Genomic DNA, 16,653 nt, shown 5'->3' on the forward strand with positions numbered 1-16,653 from the left:
CATTATTAGTTGTTTTTTCCGGAAATACGGAATATCAAGAATTGAAGATTCCGTATTTCCGGAAATTTCCGCATTTCCGGAATTAACTTTTTTCCTGTTCAAAATTAGCTGAAGCCCTTCTTAAGGTAGACAATTGAAAAAGAGGAGCACCTTCCCTGTGGGAAAATGCTCCTCTCCACTTTTTAACCTGCCAAGGGCAGCTTAATTTCAACTAACGTACCCTGTTGTTCTTTACTATGATAAGTAATACTTCCATGGTGCTGTTTAATAATTTTATTACAAATCATCAATCCAAGTCCGGTGCCTTTTTCTTTTAAGGTATAGAAAGGTTCACCTAGCCGCGGTAAAATTTCTTCAGGTATTCCACAGCCTTCATCCTTAACGGAAAGAACACATTCACCTTTTTCACCTTTATGCAGGTTAATGTGGATCGTACCTCCTTCAGGCATAGACTCCATTGCGTTCTTGAGAACATTAAGAAAAACCTGCTTTAATTGATTCTTCTCGCCTATTATAAAAAACTCCCCTTCTGCAACACATAGATTGAATTGAATATTTTCCATATGTGCTTGCGGTGACAGAAGTTCAAGAGTATTCTCTACAAGTTCTCTTAAATTTGTCCGATAAAGGTGAACAGCCTGTGGTTTTCCTAACGTCAGCATTTCACTGGTAATCGTTTCAATTCGTCCAAGTTCACTTAGAAGCAGGTCGTTTATTTCGTCAGCACCATTTTCCCTTTTATAAAGCTGTATAAAGCCTTTAATAGTGGTAAGGGGATTACGGATTTCGTGTGCCACTCCTGCTGCTAATTCGCCGACTATCGATAGTTTCTCAGATTGCAATAGAATCTCCTCTGCCTTTTTACGTTCAGAAATATCACGGCTGATAATCACAATATGTTCAACCTCACCATTTTCGCCCTCTACAGGTACACACCTGGACTCAAATTCAATCCATTGACCTCGCTTATGGTTCAGACTAAATTCAATTGATTTAAACTCTTTATGATGAAACATTCCGTCAATCGTACTTTTAAATAAATCAACATCATCAGGGTGAATGAACCTGCAAATTTTAACCGCTTCCAATTCATTCGATTGATAACCTAAAACCATCTCATGAGATGGAGAGAAATAAGTTAAGTTATGATCTTTATCCATGACCATAATTAAGTCTGATGTATTTTCAGCAATCAACCTGTACTTTGCTTCACTTGCCTCAACCATCTTATACATTTCTGATAATCTATTATTCAACCTATAAAGCTTTAGGTAGGATTCAATCAATAAAACCCCAAGAAAAACGCCTAAGAAAACAAAGAGTATATATTGAAAATGGAAGAATGGTTTGTCTCTAAATACATTAAAAATAATGGGAACGGTAATTGTATAAATAATGAAATAAATTACTGATAAAATAACGGTTCGTTTTATAGGTGAAAGTTTTTTAATATACAGATACATAAGGGAGAATCCTGACATCAATGATATCCAGCCAATAATAGCTGTGTCCCAATGGCCGCTTGAAAGTAGTCTTGCAAGTAGACCAAATGCTCCTGTTATTATTCCGGCAATTGGACCTAAGTAGGCGAATACTAGAATGACAGGTGCGTAACGAATATCGTATGTATACCCCTGTTCGTGGATAGCCAGCATAACGAGAAGGATTGAAACAATTCCTCCATAACAGCCTGCCCATAGAGGAAAATTTTTTACAGGTTTGTGATTTATGAAAGAACGTATTACTAATGGGATACTAACCAAGAGTGAAAAAATGGACAGATTTACTATATAATCTATTAAAAACAATGAACTCCCACCCAAAAATTATACTTTTTCACTCTATCATAAACTAGAAATTTCTCCATTACCACATGTAATTTTTCATTTTAAAAGGAATTTAAACCCAGGAAAAAAGTACCAAAGACAGGATCTTTGGCACTGCATTTTTACTGAACTTCCTGTGCTGTGTCTGGTTTATCTTTTTCAAATAAGACGATCAATGCTGGTAAAAGGATCCCTCGAATCAGGAACGTATCTAATATTATTCCTACTGCGACAATGAAGCCAAATACAAACAATAATTGGATTGGCTGTGTCATTAATACAGCAAAGGTTGCTGCAAGAATGATTCCCGCAGATGAAATCACACCGCCTGTATTTGCCACAGCTATCTCTACGGCCTTTTTCACAGGATGCTTTTTCCGTTCTTCCATAAATCTTGATATGAGAATGATATTGTAATCAATGCCAAGTGCCACTAAAAAGACAAATGAATAAAGCGGTACACGGTTGCTGATTGTGTCAATGTCAAAGAATAGACTGCTTAAGAACATTCCCAGACCGACTGCAGCAAGGAAGGATATGAGAATGGTTCCCATCATATAGATTGGCATTCTAAATGACTTTGTCAAAATTATCAACATGACAAAAATCAAAAGTGATTCGAGCAGAACAATCACTACTAAATCCCTGTCATTCGTTGCACGGTCATCCACTTTTTTTGCGGTTTCTCCTGCAAAGTAAAGCTCACCATCCACGTTACTATCTGCCACTAATTTATCTGCATTGTCACGCATTTTCTCCAATGCATCCATCGTTTTTACTGCATATGGACTTTCCTCAAATGTGAGGCTATATTGAATTACTTTGTTATCCGAGGTGCTTCCATTTAGCCGAACGTTACTAACAAGGTTTTGATCCTGAAGCTTTTCAAGCATTGCCGCTTGCTGTTCAGGCGTCACTTCTTCACTCGCTTCTAACAACACCGTTGTTTGAGCTAGATCACCTTTTTCAAACTTTTCTTCTAATATTTCATAACCTTGTCTTGACGGCATATCCTTCGGAAACGACTTCATGGTATCAAATTCATAATTCAAATTCAGCATGTTAAGGGCCGAAGCTAGAAGAATGATTCCAATCATGGAAGCTGAAAACACCGGTTTTTTCACGACAAACTTACCAATTTTACTCCATACAGAACTGGATTTAACTGTTTCCTCACCCACTCTAGGAATCTTAGGCCAGAAGGATTTTCTCCCAAACAACGTAAACAATGCCGGTACAAGTGTAATAGAAGCCAGCATAATAACAAGCATAGCTGCAGCAAACACGGGTGCAAAATTACGATAATCTCCAAATTCAGCAAAGAACAGGACAAGCATGGCCGCTAAAACCGTTCCCCCTGAGAAAAATACCGGCATACCTGTTTCTCTCATTGCATGTTTCATTGCGTCAAATTTGCTTTCAAATCTCTTCAATTCTTCACGGTAACGTGAGAAAACAAATAAGGAATAATCAATAACTGCTGCAAATAAAAGAATCGTCATAATAGAAAACGTTTGGCTGCTGATCAGCAATCCAGCTTTCCCCATCAAACCTAATAGTTGATTCACGACCTGGTAAACAAATGCTGCAGCAAACAGCGGAATCAACGCTAATAAAGGAGATCGATAAATAACGATTAATAAGATTAGGATTAATCCTACCGTTGAAAACAATAAAACTAAGTCAGCGCGGGAAAAGAGATTGAGAGAATCCACCGCAATTCCTGCCGGACCTGTAGTATATAATGTTAAGTCTGTATTTTGCTCAACCATTTCATCAATTTGCTCTAGAGCGGTTCTTATTTCCTTAGACTCCAATGAAGAGTCAAACGTTAATGGATAGATCAAAGTACTTTGATCTTTCGAGAAAAAACTTGCGGTAGCTTGGGGCGGCAAGTTCGTTAAAGGAACATATTCTTTTATTCCTTGAACTTGATCTAATTTTTCAAGTAACGGTTTTAAGTCAGATACTTCTACCATATTACCTTCATTTTGAAAAACCAGTATGGCTGGTATCCCATCATTATTTTTAAAATATTCATCGACCTTATTCTGAGCAATAGTAGATTTTGCATCTGCAGGAATAGTGTCAATACTTGATACCTCGTATTCCTTAGCACTGGGGGCAAGGACAGACAACGGTATAGTTACTAAAAGCCAAATTCCAAGCGTAATCCACATACCCTTTTTTGAGGTAACTCGGTCTGTTACCGGTTGTAAGAATGAATTCATGCTTTCGTTCTCCTTTACGATAATATAAGTGACACTTCTGTAACTTTAGACAAAAAAATAATTGACACAAATATGCACTTTCATTATCATCCAAAGTTACACATGTGTCAATTACTTATTCTTGAACATTCCCTGACTAATAATTTCCTTTATGGAATGAATCCAATCCGCCTTTGGAATTCCAAAATGATTGGGAATGGCAACTGTTTGAAGAATAAATCCAATAATTAATCCCTCTGGAATATGTTCTTTTAATTTTCCTTCCGCCTTACCTAGTAAGATGAATCGCTGTAAAAATTTATACATATCTAAAGGCAGCTTCTCCAGTTTTTCTTTACTGGTAAATGTGGCCTCCATCCTGGCAATTACATGCTGAGCAGCTCTGATTAATTCGTGTACTTCCGTCTTTTTAAAAATAAGATCGATCAGAAAGTCGAATTGCCTTTCAAAACCTTCTAGTTTTTCAATTTCTTTTAATTCATCAAGAAATTCTTCCATTTCGTATACCATAAAGTCTGTAATTAACTCTTCTTTATTGTCGTAATATTTATATAAAGCAGCCCTCGAAACCTCCATCCGGTCCGCCAAAAGACTGAAAGTAAAGCCGTCATATCCGTGCTGCAGGAGCAGCTGCTTCGCCTCATGAAATAATTCTACTGTATTAAATTTCCGTTCACGCGCCATCGATTCACCCACCCTCCGTGATACTATGTGAGAATAGTATACCACAATGGCGGAAAATTTTAGCTAAGTCCATGCATGGAGACTATTGACCTAAGGTTTTTACTTGTTATAATTAGAGTGAGTAATCACTCATTTTAGAGGGGATTGATCAATAATGTCATCAACAATAGTCATAAATGAAGTGAGTAAAACTTTTGGAAAAAAGTTAGTTCTAAATCAAATCAGCTTAACAGTGGAATCCGGCCAAATTTATGGTCTAATCGGTCCTTCCGGTTCAGGCAAAACAACCCTAGTTAAGATTATCGTCGGCATGGATTCTCCCAGCGAAGGGAATGTTGATGTATTGAATACACCTGTTCCAAAACTGCAACTATTGCAAAGTATCGGCTATATGGCCCAAGCAGATGCCTTATACACCGATTTGACTGGAGAGGAAAATCTCGCCTTCTTTGCCTCCCTTTTTAAACTGAAAAAAAATGTCCAAAAAGAACGGATTGCTTATGCCGCGGACTTAGTAAATCTAACTGCAGATTTAAAAAAGAAGGTTCAAAACTATTCAGGAGGTATGAAACGCCGGTTATCTCTTGCAGTTGCGTTAATACAAGATCCTGAAGTGCTTATTTTGGATGAGCCAACAGTCGGAATTGACCCCGAGCTAAGACAGTCTATTTGGGCTGAGTTATATCGTTTAAAAAATGAAGGGAAAACGATTTTAGTAACTACCCATGTTATGGATGAAGCAGAAAAGTGTGATTGTCTCGCTATGGTGCGTAATGGTGAGATTATCACGAGCGGCTCACCTTCGGAATTGAAGAAGCAATATGGGATTACAAGTTTAGAAGAGGTATTTTTAAAAGCAGGGGGTAAACAGCAATGAGAATATTTGCCCTTGTAAAACGGATATTTCACCAAATGCTGCGTGATAAACGTGCTTTAGCATTGATGATGGTTGCTCCATTACTCGTGTTAACTCTGCTTAATTATCTGCTTTCTGGAAATACAGTTGATCCCAGACTTGGTGTTATCAATGCAGATGACAAATTATTAGAGAGATTAAAGGATAGCGAAATTACCATAATACAAGTCGAAACGAACACAAAAGACCTCATACTTAATAAAGACTTAGACGGTGTTCTTCATTTTGATGGGGATGACATTTCTTTGACCCTTACAAATGACCAGCCTAATGCAGCAAAGGCTTTGCAAATAAAGGTGCAACAGGCAATTGCGGCAGAAAGAGCAAAAGAGCAGGCAGCAAATATGTCTGTATTTATAGAGGGTATTCAGAGTAAACTTCCAGGAGTCCCCCTAAAAATAGAAACCGCAAAGGCACCTGAGGTAAAAACCTCCTATATATATGGAAATAAGGATACAATCTTTTTTGACCAATTGAGCCCGATATTAGTGGGATTCTTTGTCTTCTTCTTTGTGTTCTTAATTTCTGGAATTGCTTTGCTGAGGGAACGGACCACTGGTACTCTTGAACGATTACTAGCAACACCTATACAAAGAAGAGATATTGTTTTTGGATATTTGTTGGGCTACGGATTATTTGCGGTAATCCAAACCATTATTGTGGTTACCTATGCTGTAAAAGTATTAGATATAACTCTGATCGGTTCGTTCTGGAATGTGGTATTGATCAATTTAACCCTTGCATTAGTGGCATTGTCACTTGGAATTCTATTGTCGTCTTTCGCCAATTCCGAGTTTCAGATGATGCAATTTATTCCGATAGCTATCATCCCTCAGGTCTTTTTTGCAGGTATTTTTCCGTTTGAATCAATGGCTGGATGGATGCAAGTTCTTGCTAAATGCATGCCGATGTATTATGGCGGCAATGCTTTAGTAGATGTCATGTATAAAGGCTTAGGTTTAAGTGATATCAGAAATGATATATTTGTATTGTTGGGGTTTTCCCTTGTTTTCATACTTTTAAATATAGTAGCATTGAAAAAATATAGGAAGATTTGATACGGTTGAGTTTGTGTTGAATAAAGGAGTTTAACCATGATTGAAGAAGAATTGATGCTGCAACAGCTATTTGATGAAGATAAATTGACAGATAAGCAAAAAAAAATCATTACAGCCGCAATTGAAACCTTTTCTGAAAAAGGCTATGCCGCTTCGTCCACAAGTGAGATTGCTAAAAAGGCCGGAGTTGCAGAAGGAACGATCTTTCGACATTATAAAACCAAGAAGGACTTGTTGGTTTCGATTGTGGCACCGTTAATGACAAAGTTCATAGCTCCATTAGTGGTAAAGGATTTTAATAAAGTACTTGATCGGGAATATGAAACAGTAGAGGAATTTCTGCGTGCCACGATAGAAAACAGAAGAGACCTTCTTATCCGGATGCTTCCTGTGGTGAAAATTATGTTTCAAGAAATTCCTTTTCAGCCGGAACTGCGTGCTCAATTTTTTGATCTCGTCGTAAAAAATATCTTTAACTCTGTTAAAAAAGTAATCAAGGGCTATCAGGAAAAAGGGCTATTAATTGATATGCCGCCAGAAAGTATCGCAAGGTTAACGATTACCAATATTCTCGGCTTCTTATTCTCCCGTTATATTCTATTTCCCCAATTGGAATGGGATGATGAGCTTGAGATTGAGCGAACGATACAATTTATCATGCATGGATTAGGAAAAAAGGATTGATAAAAAGGCAGCCCTCACAATGGTAGGACATTGTGGAGCTGCCTTTTTATTTGAGGTTATTCTTTACCCTTTCAGTAAAAACTCATTACCGTCTTCATCCGTGAATTGTACAAAGGTTCCCCATTGCATTTCCTGAGGCTCAGCTTTGAAATTAACTCCATTGGCTTTCATTTTCTCGTAACTTCCCTTTACATCTTCACAAGCAAAAACAATAGAAGCCATTTTGTTTTCATGACCCTGCATCATTGACTTAGGGTAGATGACTAGATGTGATTGGGCATTTTGTGGTGCTACCTCAAGCCAGTGTGCATTTGGTCCCATTGGAAATTCTGCCTTTACTTCAAAACCAACTTTGTTTGTCCAAAAATCCTTTGCTTTTTGCTGATCCTCCACATAAACCGCTACTGTCGCGATATTTGTAATCATATGTATTTCCTCCTTAAACAGCCTTCAAAACCTATAATATCAGCAATTCAAAGTAATACCAATACTTCCTAGCCGTATAATCAAACGTTTGATTAGTTAACCATCCAATCCAATTAAACGATTAATTAGTTTTTCATTTATAGAAAGTTTTTTTATTAAAACCCTCTATTCCCAAGGGTTCTGTGCGTTCTAATCAAACGTTTGATTAGTTTATCTTCCGATTTAATCAATCAATTAATTAGTTTTTAACCCATAAAAAAACCGGATAGCCACAATGACTATCCAGTAATTTCCAAAACATCCATATCACACGGACTGTGTCCACGAGCGGTGCCTGTCACCACTTAATGTTTCACCACTTATGCTTCAACAATATTTTGTTGTTGGTATACTTCTTTATCGAATTCACCTGTTGCTTTGCTTGTTAGGACACCAGATGTGATTGCTCCGCTTACGTTTAGTGCTGTACGTCCCATGTCAATTAGCGGCTCTACTGAGATTAGGAGACCCACAATTGCCACTGGAAGGTTCATAACGGATAGGACGATTAGCGCTGCGAATGTTGCACCGCCGCCTACTCCTGCTACACCGAATGAACTAATTGCCACTACAAGAATCAATGAAAGAATAAATCCAGGGCTTAGTGGATCAATTCCTGCTGCTGGTGCTACCATAACGGCAAGCATTGCAGGATAAACCCCAGCACATCCGTTTTGCCCAATCGTTAGTCCAAATGAACCTGCAAAGTTGGCAATCCCTTCAGAAACACCAAGGTCTTTCGTTTGTGTTTTAATCGTTAAAGGCAGTGTTCCTGCACTTGAACGAGACGTGAAGGCAAATGTTAAAGTTGGCAAAGCCTTTTTCACGAAATTTACTGGGTTAATTTTTGCAATTGCTAATAACAATAAATGAACAATAAACACAAGAATAAGTGCTACGTAAGAAGCAATAACAAACTTCCCTAATTTTACAATCGCATCATAGTTACTTGTTGCAGCAACCTTTGTAATAATGGCTAAGATGCCATATGGCGTTAAACGAAGAATTAAGGTAACAATTCTCATCGTTATAGCGTATAGAGAATCAATAATTTTCGCAAACAACTGAGCATGTTCTGGATCCTTACGCACTACTCCAAGGTAAGCAATCCCGATAAAAGCTGCAAAGATCACAACAGCTATTGTAGAAGTTGGACGAGCACCCGTTAAATCTGCAAATGGATTTGCTGGGAAGAACTCAAGGATTTGTTGAGGAATGGTCATAGATTCAACCGTAACAACTCTTTCTTCTAACGCAGCATTTCGTGCCGCTTCTTCTGCACCTTCTGTCAGTTGGATTCCATCAAGACCAAATCCTAGCGAAGTACCAATTCCAATTGCTGCAGAAATAGCAGTGGTTCCAAGTAAAATCCCAATTACAAGGACGCTGATTTTTCCAATATTTTTCGTTAATTTTAATTTTGTAAAAGCTCCCACGATTGAAACGAATACAAGCGGCATAACTACCATTTGTAATAACTTAACGTAACCTGAGCCTACAATATTAAACCACGCCATTGATTCTGTTGTAACCTCAGAATCCGTACCATAAATTAAATGAATAATAAAACCAAAAATAAGACCTAAACCTAAACCAGTGAATACACGTTTTGAGAATGATACATGTTTCTTTGCCATGATGCGTAAACCGACCATGAGTAATAGCAATACGGCAACATTCACAATAATAAGAAATGCATTCATTGTGTTCCCCCCTTATGATATATATATTTGGTGTTGCGTAAATTAGTCTATGAGAATCTTAGTATATATATTCCTATCAGTCAAGTAGGAATAATGTGTTTTTTAATTCTAATAATTTAATAAAAACTCAAATGGACAAAAAAAATGCCTGACCCCCGCAAAAGGATCAAGCATTTACCATTGCTGACTGTGCGCCTCAGGTGGAAAGTGTCCACGAGTGGTGACAGGCACCATTATTGGGCATCATTATCCTTTTAACGGAATCCGAATAGTAAATTCTGTACCTTTTCCGATTTCGCTGGATATGTTTATTGTTCCTTCATGTGTTTCTACGATCCATTTGGCGATGGATAGTCCCAATCCATGCCCGCCCATTTGCCGTGAACGGGATTTGTCTGCTCGATAGAAACGTTCGAAAACGCGATGCAAATCTTCTTTTTTAATTCCGATACCCGTATCCTTTACGCCAATACATAGTTCCTGCCCTTCCCTTGATAGCAGGAGCCAAACCTCTCCATGATTGGGCGTGTACTTAATGGCATTGTCTAATAGGATATATAATAATTGAGATAATCTCTCCGGGTCTCCCTTCGTCATCAATGTATCCGGAGCTTCAAAATGAAGGTTAATCTGCTTTGCATTAGCAAGTGACTCGACAGATTCAATCGCTTTCTCGGCATGAGGAAGAAAGTCAAACGTCTCTGTTCTCCGTTCGATGATATTTGAATCTGAACGCGCTAGTGTTAACAAGTCGCTAACCAAACTTGTCATCCGTTTCACTTCCTGCCTCATATTCGAAAGCAGTTTACCGGCAAATTCCTCTTTCTTCGTATCAATCGTCATTTCAATCGCATCGAGAGACGATAACAGTACGCTTAAAGGAGTTCGCAGCTCGTGCGAGGCATCTGCAACAAACTCCCGCTGTCTCGTAAAAGCCCTGCTAATCGGAATCATAGCTTTTTTGGACATGGCCGTACTAATAAATAGTGCCACCACAACAAATACCAATCCAATTGCTAAAAGAATAATCAATAACCAATGGAAAAGCTGATAGGCAAAGGTAATATCCTTACCAATAAACAATTTACCCACAAAACGGCCATTATCGTAGATTGACTGGCTGGCAATGATTAGGCGGATATCTCTGTCGGGCTCACGCTGAAAAAATTCACCCGGTTTTCCTCTGCCTTTCCCACTTCCTTCAAGATGAAGTGTCTCCTTAAGAATCTCTCCATCATGGAGGTCTCTTCGATTCAAAATATTTAACACTGCAGATCGCAATCGCTGATCTGCTTCATTTCCCATAATCAATTCTCCATTTGAATTTACCACATAATAAAAAAGCTGGTTTACTCCGGCAAACACTACCTCTTGATTTTCAATTCCGCGATAATCACTTTTTTCATTTGTTGTTAAATAATCCTCTAGGAAACCTGCTTCCTGCTTCACTAATGTTTCAAGTTCCGTCTCCTGATTCCTGAGAATACTAAAATAAAGGACAGAATAAACAATCATAATAAACAGGATAAGAAATAAAATAAGCAATCCACTATAAATACGGGTAAGCCGGCCTTGGGTACTTTTAAAAACATCCCTTTCACCTAGGTTTGTTAATAAGCGGAAGAATGAAAGCAGATTAGTTTTCAACCTTATACCCTACCCCTCTTACACTTTGTATTAATTCTTGTTTCCCCGCCTTATCTAACTTTTTCCGAATTAGTTTTACAGTTGCATCAATCGTCTTAGGCGCAACATCCGAATCCAGCCCCCAAATTCTCTCAAGAATCACTTCGCGCGGGATGACTTGTCCTTTATTTTGGACCAATAAATCTAATAGTTGATACTCCCGAGGACTTAACTGGATTTCTTCGCTCCCAAATCGAACAAAATGGCCGTTTCGATTCAGCACTAGATCTTGTAACTTAATTTCCTCTTCTAATAGAGGTGCATAATTACGCCGTGAAAGAGCCCGCAATCTTGCCTGCAATTCCCCTATTTCAAAAGGCTTCACGAGGTAATCATCAGCTCCGGAATCCAATCCCTCAATTCGGTCTTCTACTGTATCCTTTGCAGTCAACATCAGGATGGCTCCCGGATATCCTTGTTTCCGTAATCGGCGGCAGACATCTACCCCATCGCCGTTCGGCATCATCCAATCTAGGATTAAGACATCATAGTGTGCGTTGGAAGCGTAATAATATGCATCTTCCCCTTCCATCACCCACTCTACCTTGTAACCTGTTTTCGTAAGCATATATACAATTAATTCACCTAGCTGCGAATCATCTTCTGCTAATAAGATTTTCATATCTAGAAACTCCTTTTAATCAGTTGATAAACTTCTCCATTACCTGGATGATCTCTAACAACTCAAATCTTATCATAGCCGCCTTAAAATTTAGAACTTTACTGAAGATAAAATAAGCCGCAAAGAGCGACTGGCCTAGTAAGGCGATTCCACAAATAATAGCTGGTACCCTTGCTATTTTTGCTAAAGCTCCCGGTTTTCCTCCGGCCTTAAAACTTTGTCCTATTACTTGGAAAGCATTTATGATAGCTTGAACGAGAATAAGTGAGGATAAAAAAATACTTATATGCATAATTGCTGCTTCATTCCTGAAATAAAGCGGCACAGCTAATAGTGCTGCAAATGATAACGCCCATAATACCCCAAAAAGGTTTCGAATCCAGAGTAAAATAGAGATCACCATTAGACCGATAAAGAAATATATAACCCAATCAAACTTATGAAATGATAGTAAATAAAACAACCCCATTGCTAGTATCAATGTACCCGTATATCCAATATAAACCATCATTACCTTTTTGATTTTCGAGCCGACAATGTTTGTTGTCTCGCCTGAGCCGTTTTTGTACAATTTAATTTTATTTGATTTTCCTTCTCTCGTAACAACAACTGCTAAAACATGAAAGATCTTCTCGATTAGTGTATTACATAGAGAAAAATAAACCCTAAACATAGGAAGCCTGCTAATAGCCAGTGCCCCGGCCAAATTTAGCAGTATAAGGCTTGTAACACTCACGTTGAATTCTCCTTTCCATTTATATAAAGAAAAAGAAGCACCAATCCTGCAAAGAGTGCTTCCTTTCTCAAATTATCCTTACAACGTCACTTTTTCACGTTTTAATTTTTCAAGTTCCTGTTCGAGCTCTTCTTCCCTTATATAATTTTGAAATGCGGCATCATGCTGCGCTAATGGACTGGAGAACTGGCTGCCAGCTTGGACCTGAGCTTCCATCAACATAATTCGTTCTTCCGCACGTGCCACTCCTCTTGCAATGTTATCTGTTTGGAAGGAAACAGTCGCTTTTTGAATTTGCTTAATAGACTGAGCCACATTTGCCCTTGAAGCTAATAAAATTTTCTTATGCTGCAATTCATTATAGGTTTCCTTCAATTGGTTCAATTTTTTTACTAAAATTTGAGTCTGTTCTTTGATTGCATCAAATTGCTGTTGATAGAGGTCAAACTGTTTTTCATGAAGCAGTTTTTCCTGAACGGCTAATTTCGCGATGTTATCCTCTTCTTGTTCAATTGCAAGTTTAGCCTGACGCGTTCTTTTGGCTATTAATTGTTCAGTTTCTAGCAATAAAGCTGCTTGTTTTTTCTCCACAAGGTATTGCTGTGATAATGCTTTTTGGCCCCTAAGAATTTCCTGCTCCAATTCTCTTGAATATTCATTCAACATTGCAATTGGATCTTCCATCCCATCCAATAATCCATTTATTTCAGCCTTCGTAATCGTTTTTACTCTTTTAAAAATACCCATTTTGCTATTCTCCTTTTTTTGTTATGTTTTTTTCCCACTGGTCTAACATGCTTGCATTTTGATTGATGATTGGAATATGTGAACCTACTACAGGTGTATCAATGAACTGTTGCATAGCAGAATTTTTTGCTTTCCTTCTAACCCATTTCACGATTAGAACTAAAAGTGTTAGTCCAACAATCAGAAATAGTAAAAGTCCAAACCATGAAAAATCTCCTCCATGATGAGGACCATTCATAAACTGGTGAGGTCCCCTTCCAAAATGGTGCCCCCGCCCTTCAGGTCGAAACCCGCTATTTTGGAACACCACATTGGTTTGTTGTCCTCCTAGTAGATGCAGGAAGGAATTAATTACAACTAGTGCAGAAGTAATGATCACACCCCAGAAAATGGCTAGTTTAACTCTAGTATTCATCGCTATGTTTCCTCCTTTCGTTCTTGATAGTTTGAAGTTTATCGGACAATGGTGAAAACTTGGTGAAAGGAGGACATGTTCTAAAAAATTTTTTAAAAATTTTGGTCTTCTAATAAATGTAAAAGAAGTGGTTCTATTCTATTAACTATTAGATTATGATAGTCTTTGGATAATATTAATTGAATGGACTGAGAGGCTAATGCCTATGTGGAAAAACAGAAACGTTTGGATTATTTTAACAGGGGAATTTATCGCTGGTCTTGGCCTATGGCTTGGGATTATTGGTAATCTAGAGTTCATGCAGGAAAAGATACCTTCTGATTTCTTAAAGTCTCTTCTTATGGCTACCGGGCTAGTAGCAGGGATTATCGTTGGCCCTTACGCAGGCAAAATTACCGACCAGAAAAGTAAAAAGACAGTCATGCTATGGTCAGGGTTATTGCGTACTATCAGTGTTATCTTCATGCTAATTGCGATCGCTACAGGGTCAGTTTGGTGGATGCTAGTCTTTTTTGTGACCATTCAGATTTCCGCAGCATTCTACTTTCCAGCACTGCAAGCAGCAATACCTCTTATTGTAAAAGATAAAGATTTACTTCAGCTCAATGGGGTTCATATGAATGTGTCCACCCTTTCACGAATCATCGGAACGGCTGTTGCAGGGATTCTTTTGGTCCTGCTTCCCTTATCCATGTTATATATTGGGTCTCTTGTGGCCTACCTAGGATTACTTATCCTAACTTGGTTCCTAAACTTTGAGGAAAATACTAATAGTTCTTCAGAAAAGAAGAATACCAATGGAAAGACTAGTTTTAAAGATGTATTACCTGTAATAAAGGGTTTGCCGATTGTCTTCATGACCCTATTGATGACACTAGTTCCGCTTTTGTTTCTAGGCGGATTCAACCTTTTGGTAATTAACATTAGTGAACTTCAGGATAGTTCTGCTATTAAAGGCTGGATTTATACGGCAGAAGGAGTCTCCTTTATGATCGGTGCCTTTTTCATTAAAAAAATCAGCGATAATTTCTCGCCTTACAAGATTTTATTTGGCAGCTCGCTCCTGGTTGGTGTTTCTCAGATTATGCTTTATTTTGGGGATGTTTTTGTCGTAACCATAGCAGCATTTCTCGTTTTCGGTTTTTCAGTCGGCTGTTTCTTTCCAACAGCATCTACGATTTTTCAAACAAAGGTGCCAAAGGATTTTCACGGAAGATTTTTCTCGTTCCGCAATATGCTCGATCGGATTGGCTTCCAAGTCGTCTTGCTATTGACGGGATTCCTCCTGGATTTTATTGGTCTGCAGTTAATGTGCTTACTTTATGGGTTACTAGGGATTGTTACTACTTTCTTTTTTTATGTAAAAAACAAACAAATGCTTACCGCTAATCAAGAGAATTAACAAGGGCACCATCCATTTGGATGATGCCCTTTGGTTACTTGAAGTTTTTTAAATTTGCCTTTCTGAATCCTTGGTAAACATCGATTGCTGCAAATAAAAGGAATGTAAATACGGCTCCCCAGTAAATCCATGCGCTAACATCACCTGTAATACTGAATAGGTCAGTTATATAGCTAACAAATGCGGGATTAAATAACTGATTATTACTGATGATGATGATAAATACAATTGAAGAAACACCATGCATAGCAGTGTTGAAACTTGCAATTTTCCTAGTCCATTGTCCTTTATGCAATTTATAGAACGCTACTGCAATCTCCAATCCAATAACAATGACCACCAAAGGCAAATAGGACAACAGAACCTCTTGATTAAAAGTTGGCAGGACAAATTCAAGACCATTATTTCCATTTTCGTAGACTCCTAGAAGACTAGACGCATTGAAATAGACACTTGCCCACATTGCCGTCCAAAGCAGACCAAGAAACACTTCCACCTTTGGTATCGCTTTTTCCTTTGGAATGTAAGGAATATGATTTAAGTCATCTGGTGTCCACTCTTTAAAACATGCCGTTAATGGAGTATTACTTTTCTGACGATCCGTTCGCTCTATGATTGCAAACACTACCGTTAACCAGAAGAATACTTGAATCCCCGTGCTCAATATTCTCCAAATTCCTATGCCAATACTATTTAATAGAACATTTAAAACCGCTTCCTCTCCAGTATAGGAAAAAATCGTATTAGCTATGAAAGAAATCAGGGAAATTACTGCAGCAATGGGAAGAATTATTTTTAGAAGATTGATATAGATATCAAAGTAACGAGGGCCAATTAAATGCATCGGGCGGTCTAGGTATCCACTGGCAAGGATAGCCGGATTTCCCAACTTTTCAAGGACAGTCTTTACGTCTTCCTCTGTGTAATCATCCGGAAGCATATCCTCGATTGTTGAGCGAAGTTCAAGTGCAATATCCTTTCGACTTTTTTCTGGGAGCCTGCGAGTAACCTCCTGAATATACAGGTCAATTATTCTCATCCGTTCCATCTCCTTTTAGTAATAGGGTTAACTCTTGGGAAGTCTTTTCCCATTCTGTTTTTAATTGCAGGTAGATTTCAATTCCAAATGGTGTTAACACATAATACCTGCGAGGTCTGCTTTCCGTTGTATCCCAGCTGCTTGTGACTAACTCTTGTTTTTCCAGCCGGCGAAGCAGTGGATATAGTGTACTCTGTTCAATCGATATCCCGCACTGCTCTAATGACTGGACAAGAGAATAGCCATATTGTGGTGTCCTCAGCTGGCTTAATACCGCTAACGTCAATGTCCCTCTCCTTAGCTCTGTCGTTAATGAGTTTAATAAGGTGCTCATTCATCCACCTCCGTTTGTTTTTATGCTGTACGTCATACACTATACTCTATACTATGCATCATACACTATTGATGTTCGTATAATATTTAACTATCGATATTATTT

16 protein-coding genes are annotated in these 16,653 nt (G+C 38.2%); 4 read left to right on the forward strand and 12 right to left on the reverse strand.

Going from position 1 to position 16,653, the window contains the following annotated elements; all coding sequences use genetic code 11:
* Positions 1-182: 182 nt before the first annotated feature.
* From QFZ31_RS18865 to QFZ31_RS18875, 3 genes are all read right to left on the reverse strand, one after another.
* Positions 183-1,808 (reverse strand): ATP-binding protein, encoded by a 1,626-nt coding sequence (locus QFZ31_RS18865; RefSeq protein ID WP_307305698.1) that lies wholly within the window; start codon positions 1,806-1,808, stop codon positions 183-185.
* Between the two features lie 140 nt (positions 1,809-1,948).
* Positions 1,949-4,057 carry an MMPL family transporter gene (locus QFZ31_RS18870; RefSeq protein ID WP_307305701.1) on the reverse strand — a complete coding sequence of 703 codons (2,109 nt, stop codon included), beginning with the start codon at positions 4,055-4,057 and terminating at the stop codon, positions 1,949-1,951.
* Positions 4,058-4,168: 111 nt separating this feature from the next.
* Entirely contained in the window at positions 4,169-4,741 is a 573-nt protein-coding gene (locus tag QFZ31_RS18875; protein ID WP_307305703.1) for a TetR/AcrR family transcriptional regulator, read from the reverse strand.
* Positions 4,742-4,895: 154 nt separating this feature from the next.
* Here QFZ31_RS18875 and QFZ31_RS18880 point away from each other — a divergent pair, with 154 nt between their 5' ends.
* The 3 genes from QFZ31_RS18880 to QFZ31_RS18890 are packed head-to-tail and all read left to right on the forward strand — an operon-like array spanning position 4,896 to position 7,399.
* Positions 4,896-5,618, forward strand: coding sequence for an ABC transporter ATP-binding protein (locus QFZ31_RS18880; RefSeq protein WP_307305707.1), 723 nt, complete (start codon positions 4,896-4,898; stop codon positions 5,616-5,618).
* Entirely contained in the window at positions 5,615-6,715 is a 1,101-nt protein-coding gene (locus QFZ31_RS18885; protein WP_307305712.1) for an ABC transporter permease, read from the forward strand. Before QFZ31_RS18880 ends, QFZ31_RS18885 begins: the two co-directional genes overlap by 4 nt.
* A gap of 36 nt (positions 6,716-6,751) precedes the next feature.
* Positions 6,752-7,399, forward strand: a complete 648-nt coding sequence (locus QFZ31_RS18890; RefSeq protein WP_307305715.1) for a TetR/AcrR family transcriptional regulator — start codon at positions 6,752-6,754, stop codon at positions 7,397-7,399.
* A 63-nt stretch (positions 7,400-7,462) separates the two neighbouring features.
* On the opposite strand, the gene QFZ31_RS18895 is transcribed toward QFZ31_RS18890, so the two are convergent.
* The 7 genes from QFZ31_RS18895 to QFZ31_RS18925 all read right to left on the reverse strand — a co-directional run bounded on the left by QFZ31_RS18895 (position 7,463) and on the right by QFZ31_RS18925 (position 13,773).
* Positions 7,463-7,825, reverse strand: a complete 363-nt coding sequence (locus tag QFZ31_RS18895) for a VOC family protein (RefSeq protein WP_307305718.1) — start codon at positions 7,823-7,825, stop codon at positions 7,463-7,465.
* Between the two features lie 359 nt (positions 7,826-8,184).
* Positions 8,185-9,567, reverse strand: a complete 1,383-nt coding sequence (locus QFZ31_RS18900; protein WP_307305723.1) for an L-cystine transporter — start codon at positions 9,565-9,567, stop codon at positions 8,185-8,187.
* A gap of 246 nt (positions 9,568-9,813) precedes the next feature.
* Positions 9,814-11,214 carry a sensor histidine kinase gene (locus tag QFZ31_RS18905; protein ID WP_307305726.1) on the reverse strand — a complete coding sequence of 467 codons (1,401 nt, stop codon included), beginning with the start codon at positions 11,212-11,214 and terminating at the stop codon, positions 9,814-9,816.
* The gene (locus QFZ31_RS18910) at positions 11,204-11,875 is read right to left on the reverse strand and encodes a response regulator transcription factor (RefSeq protein ID WP_179603266.1); all 672 of its coding nucleotides are present in this window, start codon (positions 11,873-11,875) and stop codon (positions 11,204-11,206) included. Before QFZ31_RS18910 ends, QFZ31_RS18905 begins: the two co-directional genes overlap by 11 nt.
* Positions 11,876-11,894: 19 nt before the next feature.
* Positions 11,895-12,611 carry a M50 family metallopeptidase gene (locus QFZ31_RS18915; protein ID WP_307305730.1) on the reverse strand — a complete coding sequence of 239 codons (717 nt, stop codon included), beginning with the start codon at positions 12,609-12,611 and terminating at the stop codon, positions 11,895-11,897.
* Between the two features lie 78 nt (positions 12,612-12,689).
* Positions 12,690-13,358 carry a PspA/IM30 family protein gene (locus QFZ31_RS18920; RefSeq protein WP_307305734.1) on the reverse strand — a complete coding sequence of 223 codons (669 nt, stop codon included), beginning with the start codon at positions 13,356-13,358 and terminating at the stop codon, positions 12,690-12,692.
* A 4-nt stretch (positions 13,359-13,362) separates the two neighbouring features.
* Entirely contained in the window at positions 13,363-13,773 is a 411-nt protein-coding gene (locus tag QFZ31_RS18925) for a hypothetical protein (protein ID WP_307305736.1), read from the reverse strand.
* Between the two features lie 205 nt (positions 13,774-13,978).
* Here QFZ31_RS18925 and QFZ31_RS18930 point away from each other — a divergent pair, with 205 nt between their 5' ends.
* Entirely contained in the window at positions 13,979-15,175 is a 1,197-nt protein-coding gene (locus QFZ31_RS18930) for an MFS transporter (RefSeq protein ID WP_307305738.1), read from the forward strand.
* A gap of 34 nt (positions 15,176-15,209) precedes the next feature.
* Here the strand turns inward: QFZ31_RS18930 and QFZ31_RS18935 are convergent, their stop codons facing one another.
* Both QFZ31_RS18935 and QFZ31_RS18940 read right to left on the reverse strand, forming a co-directional pair.
* Positions 15,210-16,214 (reverse strand): HAAS signaling domain-containing protein, encoded by a 1,005-nt coding sequence (locus tag QFZ31_RS18935; protein ID WP_307305740.1) that lies wholly within the window; start codon positions 16,212-16,214, stop codon positions 15,210-15,212.
* Positions 16,201-16,548 (reverse strand): PadR family transcriptional regulator, encoded by a 348-nt coding sequence (locus QFZ31_RS18940; protein ID WP_307305743.1) that lies wholly within the window; start codon positions 16,546-16,548, stop codon positions 16,201-16,203. The genes QFZ31_RS18935 and QFZ31_RS18940 overlap by 14 nt, the downstream gene beginning before the upstream one ends.
* Positions 16,549-16,653 lie beyond the last annotated feature (105 nt).

Origin of the sequence: Neobacillus niacini, assembly GCF_030817595.1 — a bacterium.
Taxonomy (GTDB): Bacteria; Bacillota; Bacilli; order Bacillales; family Cytobacillaceae; genus Neobacillus; species Neobacillus niacini_G.